The sequence below is a fragment of the Bacillus sp. FSL K6-1006 genome, assembly GCF_038593175.1.
In the GTDB taxonomy this organism is placed as follows: domain Bacteria; phylum Bacillota; class Bacilli; order Bacillales; family Bacillaceae; genus Bacillus; species Bacillus safensis.
Genome location: NZ_CP151970.1, coordinates 2925428 through 2946523, shown reverse-complemented (window position 1 = coordinate 2946523; position 21096 = coordinate 2925428). Strand labels below are relative to the sequence as shown.

17 protein-coding genes are annotated in these 21096 nt (G+C 41.5%); 13 read left to right on the top strand and 4 right to left on the bottom strand.

The features are described from left to right. Positions 1 to 219 precede the first annotated feature (219 nt). From NSS65_RS15435 to NSS65_RS15420, 4 genes are all read left to right on the top strand, one after another. Complete coding sequence (locus NSS65_RS15435; RefSeq protein WP_170825856.1) at positions 220 to 1437, top strand: NAD(P)/FAD-dependent oxidoreductase; 1218 nt, start codon at positions 220 to 222, stop codon at positions 1435 to 1437. 135 nt (positions 1438 to 1572) lie between these two features. Continuing rightward, entirely contained in the window at positions 1573 to 1698 is a 126-nt protein-coding gene (locus NSS65_RS15430; RefSeq protein WP_157840088.1) for a YuiA family protein, read from the top strand. Positions 1699 to 1779: 81 nt separating this feature from the next. After that, complete coding sequence (locus NSS65_RS15425) at positions 1780 to 2100, top strand: YuiB family protein (RefSeq protein WP_024423349.1); 321 nt, start codon at positions 1780 to 1782, stop codon at positions 2098 to 2100. 99 nt (positions 2101 to 2199) lie between these two features. Continuing rightward, entirely contained in the window at positions 2200 to 2844 is a 645-nt protein-coding gene (locus tag NSS65_RS15420) for a 3D domain-containing protein (RefSeq protein ID WP_034282599.1), read from the top strand. Positions 2845 to 2884: 40 nt separating this feature from the next. Here NSS65_RS15420 and NSS65_RS15415 read toward each other — a convergent pair whose 3' ends face one another. After that, positions 2885 to 3361, bottom strand: a complete 477-nt coding sequence (locus tag NSS65_RS15415; protein WP_024423347.1) for a divergent PAP2 family protein — start codon at positions 3359 to 3361, stop codon at positions 2885 to 2887. Positions 3362 to 3685: 324 nt separating this feature from the next. Between NSS65_RS15415 and NSS65_RS15410 the strand changes: the two genes are divergently transcribed. The 3 genes from NSS65_RS15410 (at position 3686) to NSS65_RS15400 (ending at position 7581) form a co-directional block, all read left to right on the top strand. Further along, positions 3686 to 5176, top strand: coding sequence for a leucyl aminopeptidase (locus NSS65_RS15410; RefSeq protein WP_326135314.1), 1491 nt, complete (start codon positions 3686 to 3688; stop codon positions 5174 to 5176). Between the two features lie 141 nt (positions 5177 to 5317). Next, positions 5318 to 6646, top strand: a complete 1329-nt coding sequence (locus tag NSS65_RS15405; RefSeq protein WP_326135315.1) for a Na+/H+ antiporter family protein — start codon at positions 5318 to 5320, stop codon at positions 6644 to 6646. Between the two features lie 158 nt (positions 6647 to 6804). Continuing rightward, the gene (locus NSS65_RS15400) at positions 6805 to 7581 is read left to right on the top strand and encodes a sporulation protein (RefSeq protein WP_326135317.1); all 777 of its coding nucleotides are present in this window, start codon (positions 6805 to 6807) and stop codon (positions 7579 to 7581) included. 39 nt (positions 7582 to 7620) lie between these two features. Here NSS65_RS15400 and NSS65_RS15395 read toward each other — a convergent pair whose 3' ends face one another. The 3 genes from NSS65_RS15395 to NSS65_RS15385 all read right to left on the bottom strand — a co-directional run bounded on the left by NSS65_RS15395 (position 7621) and on the right by NSS65_RS15385 (position 10810). Then, positions 7621 to 8217 (bottom strand): biotin transporter BioY, encoded by a 597-nt coding sequence (locus NSS65_RS15395; RefSeq protein WP_326135318.1) that lies wholly within the window; start codon positions 8215 to 8217, stop codon positions 7621 to 7623. A gap of 116 nt (positions 8218 to 8333) precedes the next feature. After that, positions 8334 to 9470, bottom strand: a complete 1137-nt coding sequence (ald, locus tag NSS65_RS15390) for an alanine dehydrogenase (protein WP_034282594.1) — start codon at positions 9468 to 9470, stop codon at positions 8334 to 8336. 110 nt (positions 9471 to 9580) lie between these two features. After that, on the bottom strand, positions 9581 to 10810 hold the full coding sequence (locus NSS65_RS15385; RefSeq protein ID WP_024423341.1) for a PucR family transcriptional regulator: 1230 nt from the start codon (positions 10808 to 10810) through the stop codon (positions 9581 to 9583). Positions 10811 to 11216: 406 nt separating this feature from the next. Here NSS65_RS15385 and NSS65_RS15380 point away from each other — a divergent pair, with 406 nt between their 5' ends. The 6 genes from NSS65_RS15380 (at position 11217) to essA (ending at position 21078) form a co-directional block, all read left to right on the top strand. Then, positions 11217 to 11510 (top strand): WXG100 family type VII secretion target, encoded by a 294-nt coding sequence (locus tag NSS65_RS15380; RefSeq protein WP_003213769.1) that lies wholly within the window; start codon positions 11217 to 11219, stop codon positions 11508 to 11510. A 95-nt stretch (positions 11511 to 11605) separates the two neighbouring features. Continuing rightward, the gene (locus NSS65_RS15375) at positions 11606 to 11845 is read left to right on the top strand and encodes an EsaB/YukD family protein (protein ID WP_003213579.1); all 240 of its coding nucleotides are present in this window, start codon (positions 11606 to 11608) and stop codon (positions 11843 to 11845) included. A 14-nt stretch (positions 11846 to 11859) separates the two neighbouring features. Next, entirely contained in the window at positions 11860 to 13170 is a 1311-nt protein-coding gene (essB, locus tag NSS65_RS15370) for a type VII secretion protein EssB (protein WP_041115803.1), read from the top strand. Positions 13171 to 13221: 51 nt separating this feature from the next. Continuing rightward, positions 13222 to 17697 (top strand): type VII secretion protein EssC, encoded by a 4476-nt coding sequence (gene essC, locus NSS65_RS15365; protein ID WP_326135319.1) that lies wholly within the window; start codon positions 13222 to 13224, stop codon positions 17695 to 17697. Continuing rightward, the gene (esaA, locus tag NSS65_RS15360) at positions 17694 to 20603 is read left to right on the top strand and encodes a type VII secretion protein EsaA (protein ID WP_251232460.1); all 2910 of its coding nucleotides are present in this window, start codon (positions 17694 to 17696) and stop codon (positions 20601 to 20603) included. The genes essC and esaA overlap by 4 nt, the downstream gene beginning before the upstream one ends. Further along, positions 20593 to 21078, top strand: coding sequence for a type VII secretion protein EssA (gene essA / locus NSS65_RS15355; RefSeq protein ID WP_326135320.1), 486 nt, complete (start codon positions 20593 to 20595; stop codon positions 21076 to 21078). The genes esaA and essA overlap by 11 nt, the downstream gene beginning before the upstream one ends. Positions 21079 to 21096: the final 18 nt, after the last annotated feature.

Sequence of the window (21096 nt, the reverse complement as noted above, 5' to 3'; positions counted from 1 at the left end):
TGGAGCAGAACTCGCTATTATTGTTAAGGGAACTAAATATTAATTTTTTATGAATTTTTGTCGGATACGGTCAAATGCTTTCGTTTTATGTAGGTGAAAGTTCAGATTTTCACATACTTATTTTTTTGTTTAAATTTCATAAAATGCCGCAAAGCGGTTGAGAATAACGATATGTAATTCTTTATCCGTTTTACAGCAAATTTAAAAAAGGTGGATGTGATTCCAGTGAATAAACCGAAAATCGTTGTATTAGGTGCAGGTTATGGCGGATTAATGACTGTAACAAGATTAACAAAACAGCTTGGCACAAATGATGCGGACATTACTCTTGTGAACAAGCATAATTATCATTACGAAACAACATGGCTTCATGAAGCAAGTGCAGGTACTCTTCATCATGACCGCTGTCGTTATCAAATCAAAGATGTGATTAACAGTTCCCGTGTCAACTTTGTACAAGCAACAGTTGAAAGCATTGATAAGGAAGCAAAGAAAGTTGTGACATCAGAGGGCGAACTTTCTTATGACTACCTTGTTGTTGCACTTGGTGCTGTTCCTGAAACATTTGGTATTGCAGGACTGAAAGAATACGCATTCTCAATCTCTAACATCAACTCTGCTCGTCAGCTTCGTGAGCACATTGAGCTTCAATTTGCGACGTATAATACGGATGCTGAAAAACGTCCAGAGCGTTTGACAATCGTTGTCGGCGGCGCAGGATTCACAGGTATTGAGTTCCTTGGTGAGCTTGGAAACCGTGTGCCTGAGCTTTGCAAGGAGTATGACATTGATCAAAAAGACGTGCGTATCATCTGTGTAGAAGCTGCGCCAACAGCTCTTCCTGGATTCGATCCAGAATTGATCGACTATGCGATGAACTACCTTCAAGGTAAAGGTGTTGAGTTCAAAATCGGTACAGCGATCAAAGAATGTACGCCTGAGGGGATCATTGTTGGAAAAGACGATGATACAGAAGAAATCAAAGCTGCAACTGTTGTTTGGGCTGCAGGTGTACGCGGTAACCCAATCGTTGAAGAAGCCGGTTTTGAAAACATGCGCGGCCGCGTAAAAGTGTCTCCAGATCTTCGTGTACCAGAAAATGATGATGTCTTCATCATTGGTGACTGTTCATTGATTATCAATGAAGAAATCAACCGTCCATACCCACCAACTGCACAAATCGCTATGCAGCAAGGTGAAACAGTAGCGAAAAACCTTGCAGCACTAGTAAAAGGCGGTTCTCTTGAAAGCTTTAAGCCAGACATCAAAGGAACAGTTGCTTCTCTTGGTGAACACGACGCTGTAGGTGTTGCGTTTGGTAAAAAACTTCAAGGAACAAAAGCTTCTGCAATGAAGAAAATCATCGACAACCGTTCTTTATTCATGGTTGGCGGACCAGGACTTGTTCTGAAAAAAGGAAAATTCAAGTTCTTCTAAACCATTATAGACAAAAACGTGTATCCTCGTGATACACGTTTTTTTATAAGTTGTGGTATATTTTCTCACTTGGTCATCGGCAGCAAAATATGTTATGATAAATTATCAGAAAATTTAGATTAAGGGGTGAGCAATATGAATGCACAAACAAAGGAAAAAACATCAACCTGTCAATATTGTTCAGGAAAAGGGTACTTTCAGCTATTGCTCGGCGGATCTGAAACGTGTGAGGAATGTAAAGGGACAGGAAAGAAGCGTTAATCGATCTGCTTTTTCCATTGATTGACTTCATCTCTATTTCCAAGTTAAACTAATGATGGGATATTTGGGGGTGGAGATGAAGTGATCAGTTTACCAGTCGTTATCATTTCAGTTATTTTATTTTTCGTGTTATTCTTCGGCATTGGCTTTTTGCTCAATATGCTGCTGAGAATGTCATGGATTATGGCTATTTTATATCCAATTGTATGCCTTTTCATTATCAACAATCAAAAGATGATCGCTTATGTAAGAGAGCCTGGCACCGCTTTTTCAGGAATAGGAGACCGGATCGTCTCACTCGCTGCGGCAGATATCATCATCTTATTAAGCGGCCTGATCGGTGCAATCACATCAGGTTTTGTCATTAATGCACTTCGAAAAAGAGGGTATCAAATGTTTTAACTCACTTGTGGACACGCAAGTGGGTTTTTTTGTTTCTCCTTTGCATAGTTTCCATTTTGTTTGGAAACAAATAGATGGGTAGAGGAGTGACAAATAGAGATGAAAACATGGATGAAACGATTGTTCATGACAGCCCTATTCATGCTTGCACTTTTGACAAGCTTTACGGGTATATCTGGAGTCGAACCAAGTGATTTAGCTGCGTGGGTGAAAGAGACCGATGCGGGCAGGCAAGTATCTTCTTTTTTTCAGCAACCAAAAAGGGAAACGATGGCACTCAAAAGTGAAGATGCGAGGTCTGTTTCTCTCGAAGAGGCGTTTAATTGGAACGATTACCCGAAACAGAAGGTTGTGGCAACCGGCTATACAGCAGGTGTGGAATCAACAGGCAAAACGAAGGAACATCATGCATATGGCATTACATATTCAGGCGTTAAAGTGAAACGTGATTTATATTCAACAGTGGCAGCCGACCCATCTGTTTTTCCGATTGGAACGGTGCTGTTTATCCCGAACTATGGCTACGGTGTGGTTGCAGATACCGGGAAAGCCATTAAAGGTCATAAGCTTGATTTATACTATGAAACCGTTGATGATGTGTATAGAGAATGGGGTAAAAAAGTGCTCGATGTGTATATCATCAAAAAGGGTGAAGGGACGTTAACGGAAAAAGACTTAAATCAGCTCAATGAAGCAGAATCGATGCAAGTATTCCGTCAGCAGTTTCAAGCCAATAAAGAATAAAAAAGCTTTGGGCCGTTTAAGGTCCAAAGCTTTTTCGCTTCTACATAAAGTAATAATCTAAGATGAGTGTCAGCAAGATCCCTGTTAAGCCGCCGAAGAAAACTTCAATCGGCTTATGACCAAGAAGCTCTTTTAATTTCTTTTGCTTTTCTTTTTCTTCCGCATTTGGGAAATTCTTTGCTTCGGAAACAAATCGGTTAAAATCTGTTACGAGCTTGTTGAGAACAGTCGCCTGTTCTCCTGCCTGTCTGCGAACGCCTGTCGCATCAAACATGGTAATAATGGCAAAGATGGCGGAAATGGCAAAGATAGATGTATCTAGCCCGTGCTCTAAAGCCACTGCTGTGGAGAGTGCTGTTACTGCTGCGGAGTGTGAACTTGGCATTCCGCCTGTGCTTGTAATGAGCGACCAATCTAGTCGTCTAGAAATGATAAATTGAATCGGTACTTTTACAAATTGTGCAAAAAAGATGGCTGCTAGGCTGGCAAGCAGCGGAAAATTCGTCAGTACGCTCATGAACAAGAAACATCCTCTCTTTAAGAAAAAATATCGTGCGAAATGATGAACTAAAAATCCTAGTATGATGAAAAAATGATAGCAGTAAAAAAAGCTGCCAAGTCCATGTTCATTATAACATTAAAGAAAGTAGATGTGGAACGAGGAGAACACGGACAGGCTGCTCAGGTTTTCGCCGCTTTTTCATGATGCCCTTCCGCGTGTGAAAATATAAATGTTCATCAAGTAAAGACAGACTGGCAATGATCGTATAGGAACGCAAATTTTGATATAATAGAAGTTCCAATGTGAAAAATGGAGTTCATTAAGGAGCGTGTGATAAATATGTTTTTCTCGACAAATGATTTGCAGCATAAAGATACACTGGCGATCGGACTTTTTCAAAAGAGCCAATTATCAGGAAAAGCAAAAGAAATGGATGAATTACTTGAAGGAAGAATCACTGAATTATTAAAAGAAGGCGACATTTCATCCAAACGAAATCAGCTTTCAAAGTTTTTCCCATCCCCTGAAACAGGCATCAAACGCATTTATTTTGTCGGGCTTGGGAAGGAATCAGATTACACGTTTGAAGAGGCAAAAGAAGTGTTTGCCCATTTATTCAAAAAGCTTCATCAAGATAAAAAGCAAGCGGTTTCTGTCTTGCTGGATACGTTTATTGGAAAGGATCTGCCTGCTCAAGATGCAGCCCATGCCCTTTCTGAAAGCTGCCTTTTAGCTACATATGAATTACAGGATTTTAAACATAAAACAAATGAACCGGATCGCTTTATCGAGTTTGTTTATGCAACGACAGAGCATGATCAAGCTGAAATTCAGGCAAGTTTGAAAGTCGGCGAAGTGTACGGACAGTCAGTCAATTCGGCCCGTACCCTTGTGAATATGCCGCCGAACATGCTCACATCCTCTGATCTGGCTTCGTATGCGGCAGAGCTTGCATATAAATATGAATTTGAGATTGAAATTTTAGATAAAGAACAAATGGAAGAGCTAGGAATGGGCGGTATTTTAGCCGTCAATAGAGGCTCAACAGAACCGCCAAAACTCATCGTATTGAAATATCAAGGCAAGGAAGAATGGACAGACGTCATCGGCCTTGTCGGTAAAGGCATCACGTATGATACCGGCGGCTATTCTTTAAAGCCAAGAGCGAGTATGGTTGGCATGAAAACAGATATGGGCGGCTCAGCGTCTGTTTTAGGCGCAATGGAAATCATCGGCGAACTTCGTCCAGAGCAAAATGTCATTGCGGTCATTGCCTCAACCGATAATATGATCTCGGCAGACGCTATGAAGCCGGACGACGTGATTGTGTCACTAAGCGGTAAAACAATCGAAGTGCTCAATACGGATGCAGAAGGACGTCTTGTTTTAGCAGATGGGGTGACATATGCGAAGCAGCACGGTGCCTCTGTCCTTGTAGATGTGGCCACATTAACAGGCGGTGTCATTGTGGCGCTTGGAAATGAGACAACAGGCGCGATGACCAATAACGATGAGCTGTACGCTCAGTTTAAAGAAGCATCAGAAGAATGCGGTGAAATGATCTGGCAGCTGCCCATCACGGAAAAAGATAAGAAACGAGTACGAAACAGCAAAATGGCGGATCTCAATAACTCGCCAGGCCGTGATGGTCATGCGATCATGGCAGGTGCTTTCATTGGCGAATTCGCAGAGGATACCCCTTGGGTTCACTTAGATATTGCAGGAACAGCTACAACAGAAAAACCTTCATGCTTTGGACCAACAGGGGCAACAGGTGTAATGGTAAGATCACTCGCAACATTTGTGGAACGATTTGAAGGAAAGAAATAAAGGAGAAGGCTCTGCCAAGTGGCAGGGCTTTTTTTATGTAGGACATACGCCATTTGACGAAGTTTTTTTTCTATGGTAACATACGTTGGTACTTTAATTATCTACTACATTAGTAAACTAAAGGATTTCGGGGGTTTCACCATGAATGCAGTTGTTTTAGCGGTTGTTTTAATGTTGATATTAAGCTTGCTGCGGGTCAATGTCGTGATTGCGCTGGCTATAGGCGCTTTAGCTGGTGGACTTGCAGGTGGATTAGGCTTGGGAGGAACAGTGGACGCCTTTACGGACGGACTCGGAGGAAATGCAACAGTGGCGATTAGTTATGCGTTATTAGGGGCATTTGCTGTGGCACTGACGAAAACAGGTCTTCCAGATGCCATGGTTGAAGGAGCAGTGAAGCTTCTAGGAAAAGAAGGCGATTCAAGACGGAAAACACTATCAAAAGTGCTCATCGTTCTTGTCATTTTGATCGTGTCCTGTTTTTCACAGAACGTCGTCCCTGTTCATATTGCCTTTATCCCAGTCTTAATTCCGCCGTTATTAAAGGTGTTTAACGAGCTTCAGATTGACCGCAGACTGCTAGCGTGTGTCATGACCTTCGGACTCACTGCACCATATATATTACTTCCAGTTGGTTTCGGACAGATTTTCCACGGAATGCTTCGTGACAATATGAAGGAAGCGGGGCTGACTGTAAACTTAGCAGATATTCCATATGCCATGCTGATTCCTGTTGCGGGGATGGTTCTTGGTTTGATCGTTTCCATTTTTGTGTATCGAAAGCCGAAGGTATATGAGGATCGTGAAATTACAGATGTAGAAAAATCGGCTTATACGAAAAAAAGCTTATTCTTTGCCGGTCTTGCTATTCTTGTTTCGTTGATTGTCCAGCTTTATCTATCGCAAAGCCTTGGTGTGGAAGGAATGATCTTCGGTGCACTCTCAGGACTGCTTGTCTTGTTTGTGACAGGAATGATGAAACGTGATGAAGCAGATGAACTGATTACATCTGGAATGAATATGATGGCATTTATCGGTTTTGTCATGCTTGTTGCGGCTGGATTTGCCAACGTGTTAACAAAAACAGGAGACATTGAATCCCTTGTCAAAGCATCTTCCCAATTTATCGGAAACAGCCAGAGTCTTGCGGCGATTTTAATGCTGCTTGTTGGTCTGCTTGTGACAATGGGAATCGGATCATCATTTGCAACGATTCCGATTATTACAACCATCTTTGTTCCACTTTGCTTACACTTAGGATTTAGTCCAATGGCCACCATTGCCATTATTGGCTCTGCTGCGGCTGTTGGAGATGCAGGTTCACCTGCAAGTGACAGCACGCTTGGGCCAACATCTGGATTGAATATGGATGGACAGCATCACCACATTTGGGGAACTTGTGTCCCAACTTTTATCTATTATAATATTCCGCTTGTTCTGTTCGGCTGGCTGGCGGCGATTATTCTGTAAGATGAAAAGCATGTAGAGAAAACGATGATGTTTTTTCTATAAGCTTTTTTGTTGTTCGCAGATGAAAAATAATTAGGACAAAAGTATGAATTAAATGAATCTTTCTTCCTCTATCTTACGTATATATGCTGATAAAAATGAAAAGGGGAAGATGGGACATGTCATTTTTTAAAAAGCTAGCGGCAAGTGCAGGAATTGGTGCGGCAAAGGTAGATACCATTTTAGAGAAAAACGCTTATTATCCAGGACAAGAAGTAACGGGAACTGTCCATGTAAAGGGCGGAAAAATTGCTCAGGACATCCGTTATATCAATGTCAAGATTCAAACACAGTATGTGATTGTGAAAGATGATGAAGAGCATAGAAAATATGTGAATATCTTTACTTTACGGGTGACGGATTCTTTTACCATCCAGCCTGGAGAAAAGCATGAATTTCCGTTTTCATTTATTCTTCCTATCGATACTCCGATGACGATCGGAAAAGTAGAAATTGCAGTAATGACAGACCTTGATATCCAAGGCGGAATCGATAAATCTGACTATGACCGTATTTTCGTTGAAGCACATCCTTGGGTGAAAAATGTGCTGGAAGCCACTAGCAATCTAGGTTTCCACATGAACGAAGCAGACTGTGAGCAAGCACCTTACTTCCAGCGGCGCCTGCCATTCGTCCAAGAATTCGAGTTCATTCCGACATCAGACTACTATCGCTATATGCTTGATGAGTTAGAGCTGATTTTTCTGATAGATGAAGGCGGATTAGACATTGTTTTCGAAGTCGACCGTAGAGCAAGAGGCCTGAGAGGCTGGCTTGAGGAGATGTATAATGATGGAGAACAGCTTGTACGCTACCGCTTCAGTCCATCAGATCTTGAAGATGTAGAAGTGCTTGAAGGAATGCTGGAAGAAATCATAGACCAATACGCTGAGTAATGATGAAAAAAGAGCCTGAATGAAGATAGGCTCTTTTTTCTATGATACAGCTTCTTGTTTTCGAAAGGATGTGGCTTTGGAAACAGAGCGATAAATTTTAGGTGCCAGCATCGCAAGTAATATCGTCAATGTGTAGTCTTTTACCATAAACCAGATCATAAAGAACCACGTGGTTTGATAGGAAATCGGTGCATTGAGCCATACATTTAATGCGAGGTATGTATAGGTGGTTCCGATCACATACATCACGGTCGTACCAGCAATGGCTGCAAGCAAAAAGCGGCCAAAGCCAGGGTTTTTTCTCTTCTCTAGAATGAATCCAGCAAGCCAGGCAGCAGGGATGTACGATAATACAAAGCCGCCGCTTTTGCCTAAAATGACCCCAAAGCCCGCAGAGAACTGGGCGAATACAGGTGCACCAGCAATTCCGACCAAGGCATAGACAATCATAGCTAATGCGCCAAGCCGTCTGCCGAGTAAGAGACCAGCAAGCACACAAAAAAACGGCTGCATCGTAAGTGGAATTCCGCCGACCTGTAAAAACGGCACAATGGATGTGATATTGGCTCCGATAGCCATGAGTGCAGCAAACATTCCCACTAGCACAAAGTCAGCAGTTCTTGTCTTCTTTTGCATGATGTTTCCCCCTGTCTTATCTGTACAAATAGATTAAGGGGAAGAAGGATTTTTGTCAACTTGTTTTTATTTTAGGTTAACAATAAAACCCGCCCATGAATAGGGCGGGTTGCTGATTAAGCTTCGGTCATAAAAGTGGCATCGATGGCTTTGCTGACAGGTACGTAATCATAGCCGAGATCACGAGCGACCGCTTCGTACGTGATATGTCCGTTCATGACATTGACACCTTCTGCGATGGCATTGTTTTCTCTAATGGCTTTTGCAGCGCCTTTATTCGCAATTTGCAGCGCATATGGAACAGTGACATTCGTTAACGCAACAGTTGATGTCCGCGGAACGGCGCCTGGCATGTTGGCGACAGCATAGTGTAATATGCCATGTTTTTCATAAGTAGGCTGGTCATGGGTTGTGATATGATCAATGGTTTCGACAATGCCGCCTTGATCAATCGCTACATCCACAATGACAGAACCAGGCTTCATTTGTTTCACCATTTCTTCTGTCACTAGCGTCGGTGCTTTGGCACCAGGAATCAGCACAGCACAAATGAGAAGATCAGCTTCACTGACTGAATCTGCAATGTTGACAGGATTGGACATTAACGTTTTCATTTGATGGCCAAATTGGTCGTCCAGCTGACGCAGGCGTTCTGCGTTTACATCAATCAGGGTGACATCTGCGCCAAGTCCGATCGCCATTTTCGCTGCGTTTGTTCCAACAACACCGCCGCCAATAATGGTGACCTTTCCTCTTGATACCCCTGGTACCCCTGCAAGTAAAATACCTTTTCCGCCTTTTGGCTTTTCTAAAAATTGTGCACCAATTTGAGCGGCCATTCTGCCTGCTACTTCAGACATAGGTGTGAGAAGAGGGAGTGATTTTCCGTCCGTTACTGTTTCGTAAGCAATGGCTGTAACGCCTTTTTGTTTTAATGCTTCAGCCAAGGAGGGCTCTGCGGCTAGATGCAGGTACGTAAATAAGATGAGTCCTTCTCTGAAATAAGGATATTCCTCAGGTAATGGTTCTTTTACTTTCATGATCATATCAGAAGATGCCCATACATCTTTCGCCTGATCAAGAATCTCTGCACCAACAGATACATAATCGTCATCAGTGAATCCGCTTCCAAAACCAGCGTTTGTTTCAATTAAAATCTGATGTCCAGCTGAAAGCAATTGAGAAGCTGCTCCTGGTGTTAAAGCCACTCGGTTTTCATTGTTCTTAATTTCTTTCGGAATGCCGATGATCATGTTTATTCCTCCTATGCTTATCTATTGATATTGTATGTCTAGTGTATCCGGAAAGTTTAGAAAATTCTTCGGTTGAAATAAAAAATAAAAAAACGCCTCTTTGTGAAATTTCACAAATGGACGTTTTTTAGCTTCATATCAAGGTAGATGGTCATTTTCTCATTCATGTTTTTTAAATCAATTTCTGCGATGTCTGTAATCCGTTTTAATCGATAATTTAAGGTATTGATGTGGATGTTTAATTGCTTTGCGGCAATATTGGCATTACTGTCACAGTCAATAAACCGCTCAAGGGTTTCGACAAGGTTGGAATGATGCCTCAGGTCGTAATCCTCCAGCTTTGATAAAGAGTAACTGGAGTAAGAAGATCCCTTTCGCTTCTCAGCAAGCACATCAAGATATTGATAAATGCCTAGTTCAGAAAAGCTGTTTAAACGTTCTGTTTCAACTGGAAAGCGTTCTTTCGTCTTTAATACAGCCAGTGCTTCTTTATAGGAAGGCTGAATTTGAGAGATGTTATCGTAAATTCCTCCAATTGCTGCCTGAACATGCTGAATATGATACCGGTCCGCAAGCTGCTGCAGCATGCCGCTTGTGAATTGCTTAATATCTTGAAGCGGATGTTCTGTTTTTGGTGAGACAAGAATAATGAATTCGTGAAAATCAACAGTCGTTAACAGTACCTGAACTTGCTGTGTTGTTTCAAGCAGATAGGACAGCTTTTTTTCTGTCTCCTCTGTGAGTTCGTCACGAAGACGGAAGATGATGATGGCATATGTGTCTGGACATCTGATGCCAAGCCTTAAAAATAGGTCAAGCATCTCATCCTTTTCATGAATATGACCTGTGAGCATCTTCCAGAAAAGCTCCTGATTACGTTCTTCTGTTTTCGTTTTTCGAATTTGTAAATTGAGTAATTTGTTTTTCACGGCATGCGCTGCCATTTTGAGAAGGTCCATTTCTTCTTCTGAAAAAGGCTGTGCGGATTCAATCGCCCAAATAAATCCGAGCACTTCTTTGTCCTTCCAGATCGAAATGGCGACCCTGCTAGATAAACCCACCTCTGCAATTTGAGGGACACGAAGCGGTTCGTCTGTTTTAAGGAGTGTAGGAATGATGCCGTCCTTCCAAAGCCGATTAATGACTTTTTCCGGTACTCGGCGGGAGATAATGGTTGAAGTTCTGGCGGGATCAGTAAAATCATTGTGTGTGCTATATGCCAATAATCGATGATGAGTATCTTCTATAGTAATAGGGCAATTGAGCACATCACTAATTTGGTCTGCCACATCCTCTAAACGATCAAGACTATACTTAAACGGATCTGTCTTTTTTGTCATAAAAAACCCCTGCTTTTTCGAATATTTCACGTACTTACATTATGAAGAGAATGAGGTACGTAAATCAACAAAAAACTGCCATAAACTTAAAAAAACAAAAAGTGTGAGAAGCAAGCAAATGGATGTTGAAGCACGCTGAAAAAGAAATAGTACAATAATAACGTAGTAAAAAATCAATAGGCAGAAAGGTCCACCGAAGCAGGTGCATACTTATTAAGAATATATGACCAAAAAACTGTTAAATACTAGATAAAAAGCGAAAAAACAGTAATTCTATAGACTCATTTTGTAAAATAAAAACAGATTTGTTTGACTGTGTATCATTTCTGTTTTTATAATAATAACGTCAAAAAATAAGTGGATTAGCCCATTATATGGCGGCTATGCACGGGAGGTAATGAGGAATATGTCAGGAATTATTCGCGTAACCCCAGAAGAACTAAGAGCGACCGCTAAGCAATATGGTGTTGAAAGTCAAGAAGTGTTAAACCAAGTTGATCGTCTAAATAGAATGATCTCTGATTTAAAAGGAATGTGGGAAGGTGCTTCTAGTGAAGCATTTGCTGATCAATACGAGCAGCTTAAGCCTTCATTTATCAAAATGTCTGATCTATTAACAGATGTCAGCAATCAGCTTGATCAAACGGCAAATACACTTGAAAGCACTGACCAAGACATCGCAAGCCAAATCCGCGGCTAATCAAAGGGATTTCCTTTCTAAGTGTGAAATGCAGAAAAAGCGCCGAGTCTGTCAATGGATGCCGGCGCTCTTTCTATTTTGTGAGGTGGAAATTTGTGTATATCGATATTACCATCGACTTAAAAAATTATGATGGCAGTGTGTTTGATTTGAGACTATCAAATTATTTACATATAAAACAAGTCATCCATATCGCCTGGCAGGCAAAACAAATCTCACTTCCAAAGAGGGAAGGCGGATGGGTGCGAGTAGTCAATAAGAAAGCTGTGTTTTCAGGCGAATATAAGCTGTCAGACTGTGGAATTACCACAGGAGACAGGCTGGAAATACTATGAAAGGACTTTTGTAAATGGCAGATAAAAAGAGTTCCTATTTAGAAGAACAATTAGAAGCAGTCATGAAAAAAGAGGGAGGCACCTATACCTTTATTTTTCAAAAAGAGACGATTAAACTCTTAGACGGTTTAGAAGCGGCACCGATCAAAGACATCAATCCTTCATTTCAGAAAGAGATTCAATTAACTGAAGATGAGGTCATCATTTCTATACAACCGCCTCCTGCCTATCAGGAATTTCGTTTCATCCATGCAAAGGATGAAAAAAGCAAATGGATTTTTTCATACCAGCTTGTCGATGCAGTTCTTAAACACGATGTGAAACGGCTGCATCCTATTGTTTCTCCTGAAAACATTGTTTTTCATCAAGGCTTAGCTCCTGCATTTTTGCATTATGGGGTTAAAGAAAGCATTCCGCCATATGAAACCGATGAGTATCGCCTGTTAAAAGAGGTCAAGGCTGTTGTTCTTCGAGTGGTCGACCATGAATATCAATTTCAAGAATATGCGGCTTACAATGAAACGCTGAAATTATCTGAGCTGGCAAAAGAAATTAGTGAAACGAAGTCGCTGGAAGAATTGTCAGCTTTGATTGAGCAAAAGATCAAAGCAATCGATGCGAAAGAAAAAACGCTCTTAACCATACCTAAAAAGAAATGGAAGATCGAGCGATACATCGGACTAGGTCTGCTTGTCCTGTTAATCCCTGCATTGGTGTACACCATTTACACCTTCTTTTTTGCCATGCCAAAACAAGAAGCGTACGTCGAGGCAAACAAATATTATCTCAACAAGCAGTACAGTCAAGTGGTGGATACGTTAGAGAAATATCCAGCCAATCAAATGCCAGTCTCTCTTCAATATGAACTGGCCATTTCGTATGTACAAACGAACCAAGGCAGTCTGTTGCTTGATCAGCATAAAAAAGAAATCACAGAAACGTACACATTGCAGACAGATCCGCAATACTTCCTATTCTGGATTCATATTGGACAAGGGAATAGCAAGGAAGCACTTGATATTGCACGGGTGCTTGGAGACGACAGGTACATATTTACGGCACTCGTCGCCTACCGCAATGAAATTCAAAACGATGACAGCCTTTCTGCTGAAGAAAAACAAAAACAGCTAGATCCGATCATTAAGGAAATGGCGAAATATGAAGAAAAAGAAACAACCGAGACAAGCACAAGTGACTCCTCAGACGCAAGCCAAACAGATGAAACAGCTGAACAAAAAGAGTCAAAAGCCGATCAAGAGAAAAAAGAGAAAGAATCTGAAGCGAAAAAGAAAACCTCTCAGACGAAAAAAGATGAGAAAAAATAACTCTTTCGATACAACTGACAGTTGGTGCTGTCCCATGAGGAGGTGGAGCGTTTGAGTCTTCTTTGGGTTTTTTATGAGGAGGATTATCAAACTGTCCGTTTAGATGAGCAGTTCAATCGAGAAGCTCTGATAGGACCTGAAATAGAGCATACGGTGACAATCCCTTCACTTTCGTTTGATGAAGGGGTCATTCGTTTATCTCCTGAAGAACCGAATGATGGTTTTTATATTTATCAGGGAGATGAGAAGAAGGGCAAATTACTTCCACATGAACCATATCAGCTTGGTTCACTTACACTTATTTTAATGGATGCACATCATGATCAACATATTTATTACCTAGGAAATAGAGTGGAGCTGTCTTTTTCACGTGAAGAGAAAGATGAGATAGATGTGTGGAAAGAACAAGCCCATTCCATGTTTCAAGATGCCAGCCAGTTCACTTTAGAGAAAATTGAAGGAACATGGTATGTCATGCCTCAAGACGAGAAGATTTACGTGAACGGAAAGAAAATTCACGGTCCAGAGAAGGTATATGCAGGAGATGAGCTGTTCTGGAACTTCCTGACGGTGACATTTAAAGACGATGATTTATTACAGGTGACAGCTTACGAACCTTTTCATACACGTTTGGAAAAAACAAGACCGCCAAGTACGGAAACAAAACAAAAATACCCTTCATACAGACGTACACCGCGTTTGATTTATGATTTGCCAGATGACAGGGTATCCTTTAGCTTTCCTTCGCAGGAGAGTGAAAATAACAGCAGAGGGCTTTGGCTTGTTGTCCTTCCGCCGCTTGTGATGCTCCTTGTGATGGGGATTGTTGCCCTAATCCAGCCGCGCGGAATCTTTATTATCGTGTCGATGGCAATGTTTATCATGACGTTAATTACATCGTCCGTTCAATACTTTAAGGAAAAATCACAGCGCAAAAGACGAGAAGAGAAGCGTCAGCGAGTCTACTCTCTTTATTTAGAAAATAAGCGGAAAGAGCTGCAGGAGCTGTATGACCGCCAGCAATATATTTTGACGTATCATTATCCGTCATTTGAACAAATGAAGTATTTAACATCAGAAATCAGCGGACGCATTTGGGAAAAGACGCTTGTGAGTGACGACTTCTTGCACCTGCGTCTTGGCACAGGCGCAGTCCCATCAAGCTATGAATTATCGATGAGCGGCGGCGATATGGCCAATCGAGATATTGATGACTTAATGGAACAAACGCAGCACATGCAAAAAGTATATCGTGAAGTGAAGAATGTCCCGATTACATTCGGTCTTGCGGAAGGTCCAACAGGATTAATTGGGAAGCCTGCGATTGTGAAAAATGAGCTACATCAGCTTGTTGGACAGCTTGCTTTCTCGCACAGCTATCACGATTTGAGATTTGTCTTTATCTTTCATGAGCAGGAGTATGAGAATTGGGAATGGATGAAATGGCTTCCGCATTTCCAGCTGCCTCATACATATGGCAAAGGGTTTATTTACAACGAACAAACACGCGATCAGCTGTTGTCCTCAATCTATGAAATTTTACGTGAGCGTGATTTAGAAGAAGAAAAAGAGAAGAAAATCTTTACGCCTCATTTTGTGTTCATCGTGACAAATCATGAGCTCATTGCCGAGCATGTGATTTTAGAATACTTAGAAGGCAGCCGGACAGACCTTGGTATCTCCATTCTCTTTGCTGCAGAAACAAAGGAAAGCTTAGCTGAAAATATTTCAACGCTTGTCCGTTATATTAACGAAGAAGAAGGAGATATTCTCATTCAGCACAAAAAGGCAGTACGAATTCCGTTTCAGCTTGATACACATCAGCGCGGGGACAATGAACTGTTTGCCAGAACACTGAGAACATTAGATCATCAAGTTGGTATGACCAATTCGATTCCTGAGACGGTCTCATTCCTTGATCTTTTCCATGCCAAACAGGTAGATGACATTGGCATTCGTGAAAAATGGCTGACTTCAGAAACGGCCAAATCATTATCAGTGCCAATCGGTTATAAGGGGAAAAACGACATTGTCGATCTGAACCTGCATGAAAAAGCGCATGGTCCGCACGGACTGTTGGCGGGGACAACGGGATCAGGGAAAAGTGAATTTTTACAGACGTATATTTTATCGCTCGCTGTACATTTTCACCCGCATGAAGTTGCTTTTCTGTTGATTGACTATAAAGGAGGCGGAATGGCGCAGCCGTTTCGAAATATTCCTCATTTACTTGGAACGATCACCAATATTGAAGGCAGCAAGAACTTTAGTGAAAGAGCGCTTGCCTCAATTAAAAGTGAATTGAAGAAAAGGCAGCGGCTGTTTGATCAGTATCACGTGAATCACATCAATGATTATACGAAGCTCTACAAGGAGAAAAAGGCTGAGCAGGCAATGCCTCACTTGTTCTTAATCTCTGATGAGTTTGCTGAATTAAAAAGTGAAGAGCCAGACTTTATTAGGGAGCTTGTCAGCGCTGCACGTATCGGCCGAAGCCTTGGGGTCCATCTCATTTTGGCTACCCAAAAGCCAGGCGGGGTCATTGATGACCAGATTTGGAGTAACTCCCGTTTTAAGGTCGCACTAAAAGTACAAGATGCGTCAGACAGTAAGGAAATTTTGAAAAATAGTGATGCAGCGTCCATTACGGTCACAGGCCGCGGTTATTTACAAGTGGGCAACAATGAAATTTATGAATTGTTCCAATCGGCTTGGAGCGGTGCACCATATATGGAAGATGGCTACGGCTCAGAAGATGACATTGCCATTGTGACAGATACTGGTCTTATTCCGTTATCAGGGGTAAGCACAGAGCCAGCAGTGAAAAAAGAGACAGTGACGGAGATTTCCGCTGTTGTGGATGAAATTGAACGTATGCAGCAGGAGCTTGGAATTGAGAAGCTGCCAAGTCCATGGCTTCCACCGCTTGAAGAACGGATTCCAAAAACGCGTTATGCGTCGAGTGAAGAGCATGTCTTCCATTTTGCGCTTGTTGATGAACCAGATCAGCAAAGCCAGCATCCACTTTCTTATCAAATGATGGAAGATGGGAACATTGGCATCTTCGGTTCCTCCGGCTACGGCAAATCACTTGCTGCTACAACACTGCTGATGAGCTTTGCGGAGAGGTATTCACCTGAAGAATGGCATGCATATATTTATGACTTCGGAAACGGAACATTGCTTCCGTTAGCCAAACTGCCGCATACGGCGGATTATTTCTTAATGGATCAGATGAGAAAGATCCAAAAATCAATGAAGCGTCTGCGGGAAGAGGCTGAATATCGCAAGCGGTTATTTAGACAGCAAGAAATGAGTCATATCAAAATGTACAACGCCTTAAATGAGAAAAAGCTTCCGTTCATTTTTATCGTGATTGACAACTTTGACATTGTGAAAGACGAAATGCATGATCTCGAATCTGAATTTATTCAGCTGAGCCGTGACGGACAATCACTAGGTATATACTTCTTGATTACAGCAACCCGGGTAAATGCAGTGCGTCAATCGCTGATGAACAATTTGAAAACAAAGATTGTCCATTACTTAATGGATCAAGGAGAGGCGTACTCGATTATTGGCAGACCGAAATTCAGCTTAGAGCCGATCCCAGGACGAGTCATTATTAACAAAGAAGAGCTTTATTTTGCGCAAATGTTTCTGCCAGTTGAAGGAGAGAACGATCTCGAATTGTTTGAGCATTTGAAACAAGAGATACAGCTTCTTCATGACCGCTTTGAAGCATCCGAAAAACCAAAGCCTGTGCCAATGCTTCCTGATAAGCTGACAGTTTGGGAGCTTGAGAGTCGTTTAGATGAACAAAAACCGCCTTATGACATTCCAGTCGGATTAGATGAGGAATCTGTGGCACCTGTTTATTTTGACTTGAAAAAGAATAAACATTGTCTCATCATCGGTCAAACGCAGCGCGGGAAAACAAATGTGACAAAACTGATGCTCGATCAGCTTTTAGTGGCAAAGCCTGAAAAGCTGGCTGTCTTTGATTCAATTGATCGAGGTCTATCCCATTATGCAAAAGAAGAGAACATTGATTACCTTGAAACAAAAGATGATATCACCGAATGGGCAGAAGAAATGGACCGCATATTCAAGGTGCGGGAAGAAATGTATGTCGAAGCTGTGCGCCAAGGGGAGACCGATCAGCTGTCATTTCCTCAAATTGTGCTTGTGATTGATGGCATTACGCGTTTTCAGCAGACGATCGATCCGCGTCTTCAAGATCAATTAGCTGATTTCATGAAGTCATATGCACACTTAGGCTTCAGCCTGATTGCATCAGGGAATCATACCGAGTTCAGTAAGGGCTATGATGCACTCACAAACGAAATCAAACAAGTTCGTCATGCTATGTTACTCATGAAAAAATCAGAGCAAAACATCATACCGCTTCCGTATGCAAGACAAGAACCAGAGATTCAGCCAGGCTTCGGGTATTTGGTTGAAAACGGAAAAGAGAAGAAAATCCAGGTTCCTTTATGTGCGGTAGAAAGGAAGAGTGTTCAATGACAGAGCAGCAAAAAAGCTCCATCAAAATCGTATCCACCATGATATTGATTCTTGTGCTGCCGGTTTTATTTTTCCACCTGATTGGAGATGACCCGGCAAAACAGAAGAAGAATGCCACAAGAAATATTGCAGTGGTCAATGAGGATATGGGAGCGAGCGAAAGTGAAAACACGGCTCGTTTCGGACAGGATGTTGTGGCAGCATTGTCAGAGCGTCCTGATTATACATGGACTGTAGTGAATCGCAGTGCGGCGGAAAATGGACTGAAAAACAGAAAATATGACGCTGTCCTTTATATTCCGTCTGATTTCTCTAAAAATGTGCTGAGCTATGATAAAGACCATCCTGAAAAGGCGTCCATTCAATTTTCAATTCAAGATCAGCTCAATGCAGTCAATAAAGAGAAAGTGCAAAGAGAGCTGGAAAATGCACAAAAGAAAATGAATGAACAGATGTCGACGCTATACTGGAGTTTTGTATCACAGGAAATCGGCAATGTAAGAGAAGAGTTTGAGCATATTGTCGGCAAAGAAGTCGAATTCCAAAACACGATGTACAACTTCTATAAACCGAACTCAAACAAACTATCAGATGCCGTCCAGCAGCAGAAGAAACAAATAGAAGAATTAAAAAATGCGATGGCCGATTCACAGAAAGAGTATAAAGACGGCTTGAGTACAACAGAAGAAGCAAAGAACCAGTTAAAGGACTTTGTGAAAGCAGTCGATCAATATCAGCAGTATCAAGACAAACAAAAGGATCTCTTGATCAAAGCGCAATCAGCAAGTCAAAAGCAAATCCAGCAAGGGCTCAAACAACTCGCTGACATTCAAAACCAAAATGCCCGCAGCTTTAGTGATCAAATGGGCGGACTCAAAACAGACATCAACGGGGTACAAAGTCAGCTGAAAACAACGGACAGCGCCATCCAATCTGTTCAAAAGTCGAGAGGAGACGTTATTCCTAAGCAATCCACGGGGTTAAAGGAACTTGTGAAGACGTCTCAGGAAGAACTGATTAGAAATTATGAAGCTCAATATCTTGCATACATAGGGGATAAAATTACTCCATTGCAAGAGCAATTGAAAGCTTCAAGAAAGGCATTGTTTGAAGCAGAGAAACCGAAAGAGGATCCGAATGAGGATTCGAATAATCAAGGTGAAGACCAAAAAGACTCGACAGACGATTTGAAAATCGATCTTGAAGAAGAGACGAAGAAATTAACTGAAATCTCAACAGAAATAAATCAAGTGGCAGATGAGTTGTCTGGAAATGAAGAAACGCCACCTACTCCAGAAAATGATAAAGAAAATCCAGAACAAACTGGGGAAACCAAATCAACGTCAGTTCAATCAAAAGAGCAACTAAAAGCACTGTCCCTAAAATTAGAAGAAGTGAAAAAGAATATCGAGGAGAAAACCACAGCTCATAATGATCAATTACAAGGAAAAGTCGATCTTTTGAGTAAAGTATTAAAATCTTTAACAGATAAAATAGATAAACTAGAAGAAAAAATAATAAGAATAGAAACTAGCAACAATAAAAACATAAGTGATATAAAGAAATCCATCATCAAACAAGAATCTGCTATTACAAGAAAATTAGAACGAATAGAAACAACTCAATCTCCATTAAATCAATATACATCGAAAATGGATAAACTTAGGGATTTTAATACAAAATCAGAAAATGCATCAGAATTATTAAAGTATTCAAATGAATTAGTACATTATGAAGCATTACTTAACAGCTTCTATCAAGAGAAGGATCCTTCTTCTTTGGTCGACACCAAACCAGATGAAATCCAATCCATCCTCTCCATCAAAAAAGAAGAAACAGAAAACTGGGATAAGCTCAAAAACCAGATGCTGACATCAAACGATGATGTGTCTACTTTTATTGATGAGATGCAGAAATTTTCAGATGGTTATGCGGAGTACATTACGACTCAGCAGGCAAGCATGGAACAGGAATTACAGACAATTTCTGAAAGTGCGGACAATGTAGCTGAGCAAATGGCTGATCAAGGAGATGCGGTGTATACAGCAGACCTTGCAGGCAGTTCAATTGTTGTCAGTGCACAGGATTCAATTGGTCAGGAGGTGCTTCGTCTTTCTGAAAATATGAGTTCGTTAACCGACCGCCAAAAAGGGGTGGCGGATTATACGAATAACATTGAAGAGAGTGTCACAACAGTTCAAGAAAAAGCAGATACGCTGAATGAAAACTGGAGCAAGAATGTCGATTCTACAAAGCTTGTTCAGCAAGATTTAAAGGGTATTTTAGGAAATACATTAAGTGATCAAGGCAACAGCAACTATGTGTATAACCATTTAGCCAATCCGCTGAAAATCAGCGGCGATGTGCCGGAAGAAAAAACGCAGACTGTACCGCCGGTCGTCATTTTGGTCATTGTGATGATCAGCAGTTTGTTAATTGGCTTTTTCAGCTCGTATTATGCGTCAGCTCCGATGCTGGTCAAAGGTGCACTGTTTGGCATCTTGAATCTATTAGTCGGACTCATGATCAGCTTGTTTGGACTGAACATTTACAAACTTGCAGATGATCAAGCCATTCAATGGTCGATCTTCACCATTTTGTTGTTAGTGGCGTGCTCTGCCTTTATTCGCACGGCCTTCCTTTTCGGTTCCATTGCCGGATGGATGGCAGCAACGGCACTGATTTTCTTCTTTGTCGCACCGTTAATTGATTTGGTGATGCCGAATTTCCACTTTACCAATCCAGTGACAGACGTATACCTGTCGATCCAATATGGAAATGGAGACACCTTTGGAATGGGCGTCACAGGGTTAGTGATTTTAACTGTCCTTTTCATGGTCGTACCGCTTGTGAAAAAGCTATGGAAAGATAAAACAGAGGAACGTGATGTGACTCATGAAGCTTAATCTATTCGTGAAAGGGGCGGCACTCGTTGCCGTTTCCCTTTTTCTCCTCATCCCTGCTGCTTTCGCTGCTGGTGAAGATACGGATACGAATGTCAAGCCGAATGAATATCAGGAAAAGGAACTTAATATTAACTCGAGTATATTGAGGGATCAAACAAAATACGAACAAAGCAAAACGACGTCAAAAATCAAAACAGACATTCATTTTGCTGAACCGCCCAAAGCCCCGGGGGGATCTCTTTCTCCGCAGCTTTTTAGTGATCTAAAGGAGAACCCGCCCAAAACACCGGCTGGTATGATGAAAGAGATGAATATCTCTTTTAGTGATTCGGCTGTATCAGCACCATCTGAGGATGATCATGAGAAGCAGACATCGGCACTGCTTCCGATGATCTTTGGTTTCTTGATAGCCCTTGGTCTCGTTGTGATGATCATCCTGATTCCAAAGGTGAATGTGAAGGCTGAAAAGAAATAGTCTGTCTCTTTTAATAGA

What these genes read in the sequence shown, in the direction of transcription:
- NSS65_RS15385 (WP_024423341.1), bottom strand. Translation starts at nt 10,810, where the DNA reads ATGACAAAAAAGACAGATCCGTTTAAGTATAGTCTTGATCGTTTAGAG.
- NSS65_RS15420 (WP_034282599.1), top strand. Translation starts at nt 2,200, where the DNA reads ATGAAAACATGGATGAAACGATTGTTCATGACAGCCCTATTCATGCTT.
- NSS65_RS15405 (WP_326135315.1), top strand. Translation starts at nt 5,318, where the DNA reads ATGAATGCAGTTGTTTTAGCGGTTGTTTTAATGTTGATATTAAGCTTG.
- ald (WP_034282594.1), bottom strand. Translation starts at nt 9,470, where the DNA reads ATGATCATCGGCATTCCGAAAGAAATTAAGAACAATGAAAACCGAGTG.
- essA (WP_326135320.1), top strand. Translation starts at nt 20,593, where the DNA reads ATGAAGCTTAATCTATTCGTGAAAGGGGCGGCACTCGTTGCCGTTTCC.
- NSS65_RS15415 (WP_024423347.1), bottom strand. Translation starts at nt 3,361, where the DNA reads ATGAGCGTACTGACGAATTTTCCGCTGCTTGCCAGCCTAGCAGCCATC.
- NSS65_RS15380 (WP_003213769.1), top strand. Translation starts at nt 11,217, where the DNA reads ATGTCAGGAATTATTCGCGTAACCCCAGAAGAACTAAGAGCGACCGCT.
- NSS65_RS15395 (WP_326135318.1), bottom strand. Translation starts at nt 8,217, where the DNA reads ATGCAAAAGAAGACAAGAACTGCTGACTTTGTGCTAGTGGGAATGTTT.
- esaA (WP_251232460.1), top strand. Translation starts at nt 17,694, where the DNA reads ATGACAGAGCAGCAAAAAAGCTCCATCAAAATCGTATCCACCATGATA.
- NSS65_RS15400 (WP_326135317.1), top strand. Translation starts at nt 6,805, where the DNA reads ATGTCATTTTTTAAAAAGCTAGCGGCAAGTGCAGGAATTGGTGCGGCA.
- NSS65_RS15430 (WP_157840088.1), top strand. Translation starts at nt 1,573, where the DNA reads ATGAATGCACAAACAAAGGAAAAAACATCAACCTGTCAATATTGTTCA.
- essB (WP_041115803.1), top strand. Translation starts at nt 11,860, where the DNA reads ATGGCAGATAAAAAGAGTTCCTATTTAGAAGAACAATTAGAAGCAGTC.
- NSS65_RS15410 (WP_326135314.1), top strand. Translation starts at nt 3,686, where the DNA reads ATGTTTTTCTCGACAAATGATTTGCAGCATAAAGATACACTGGCGATC.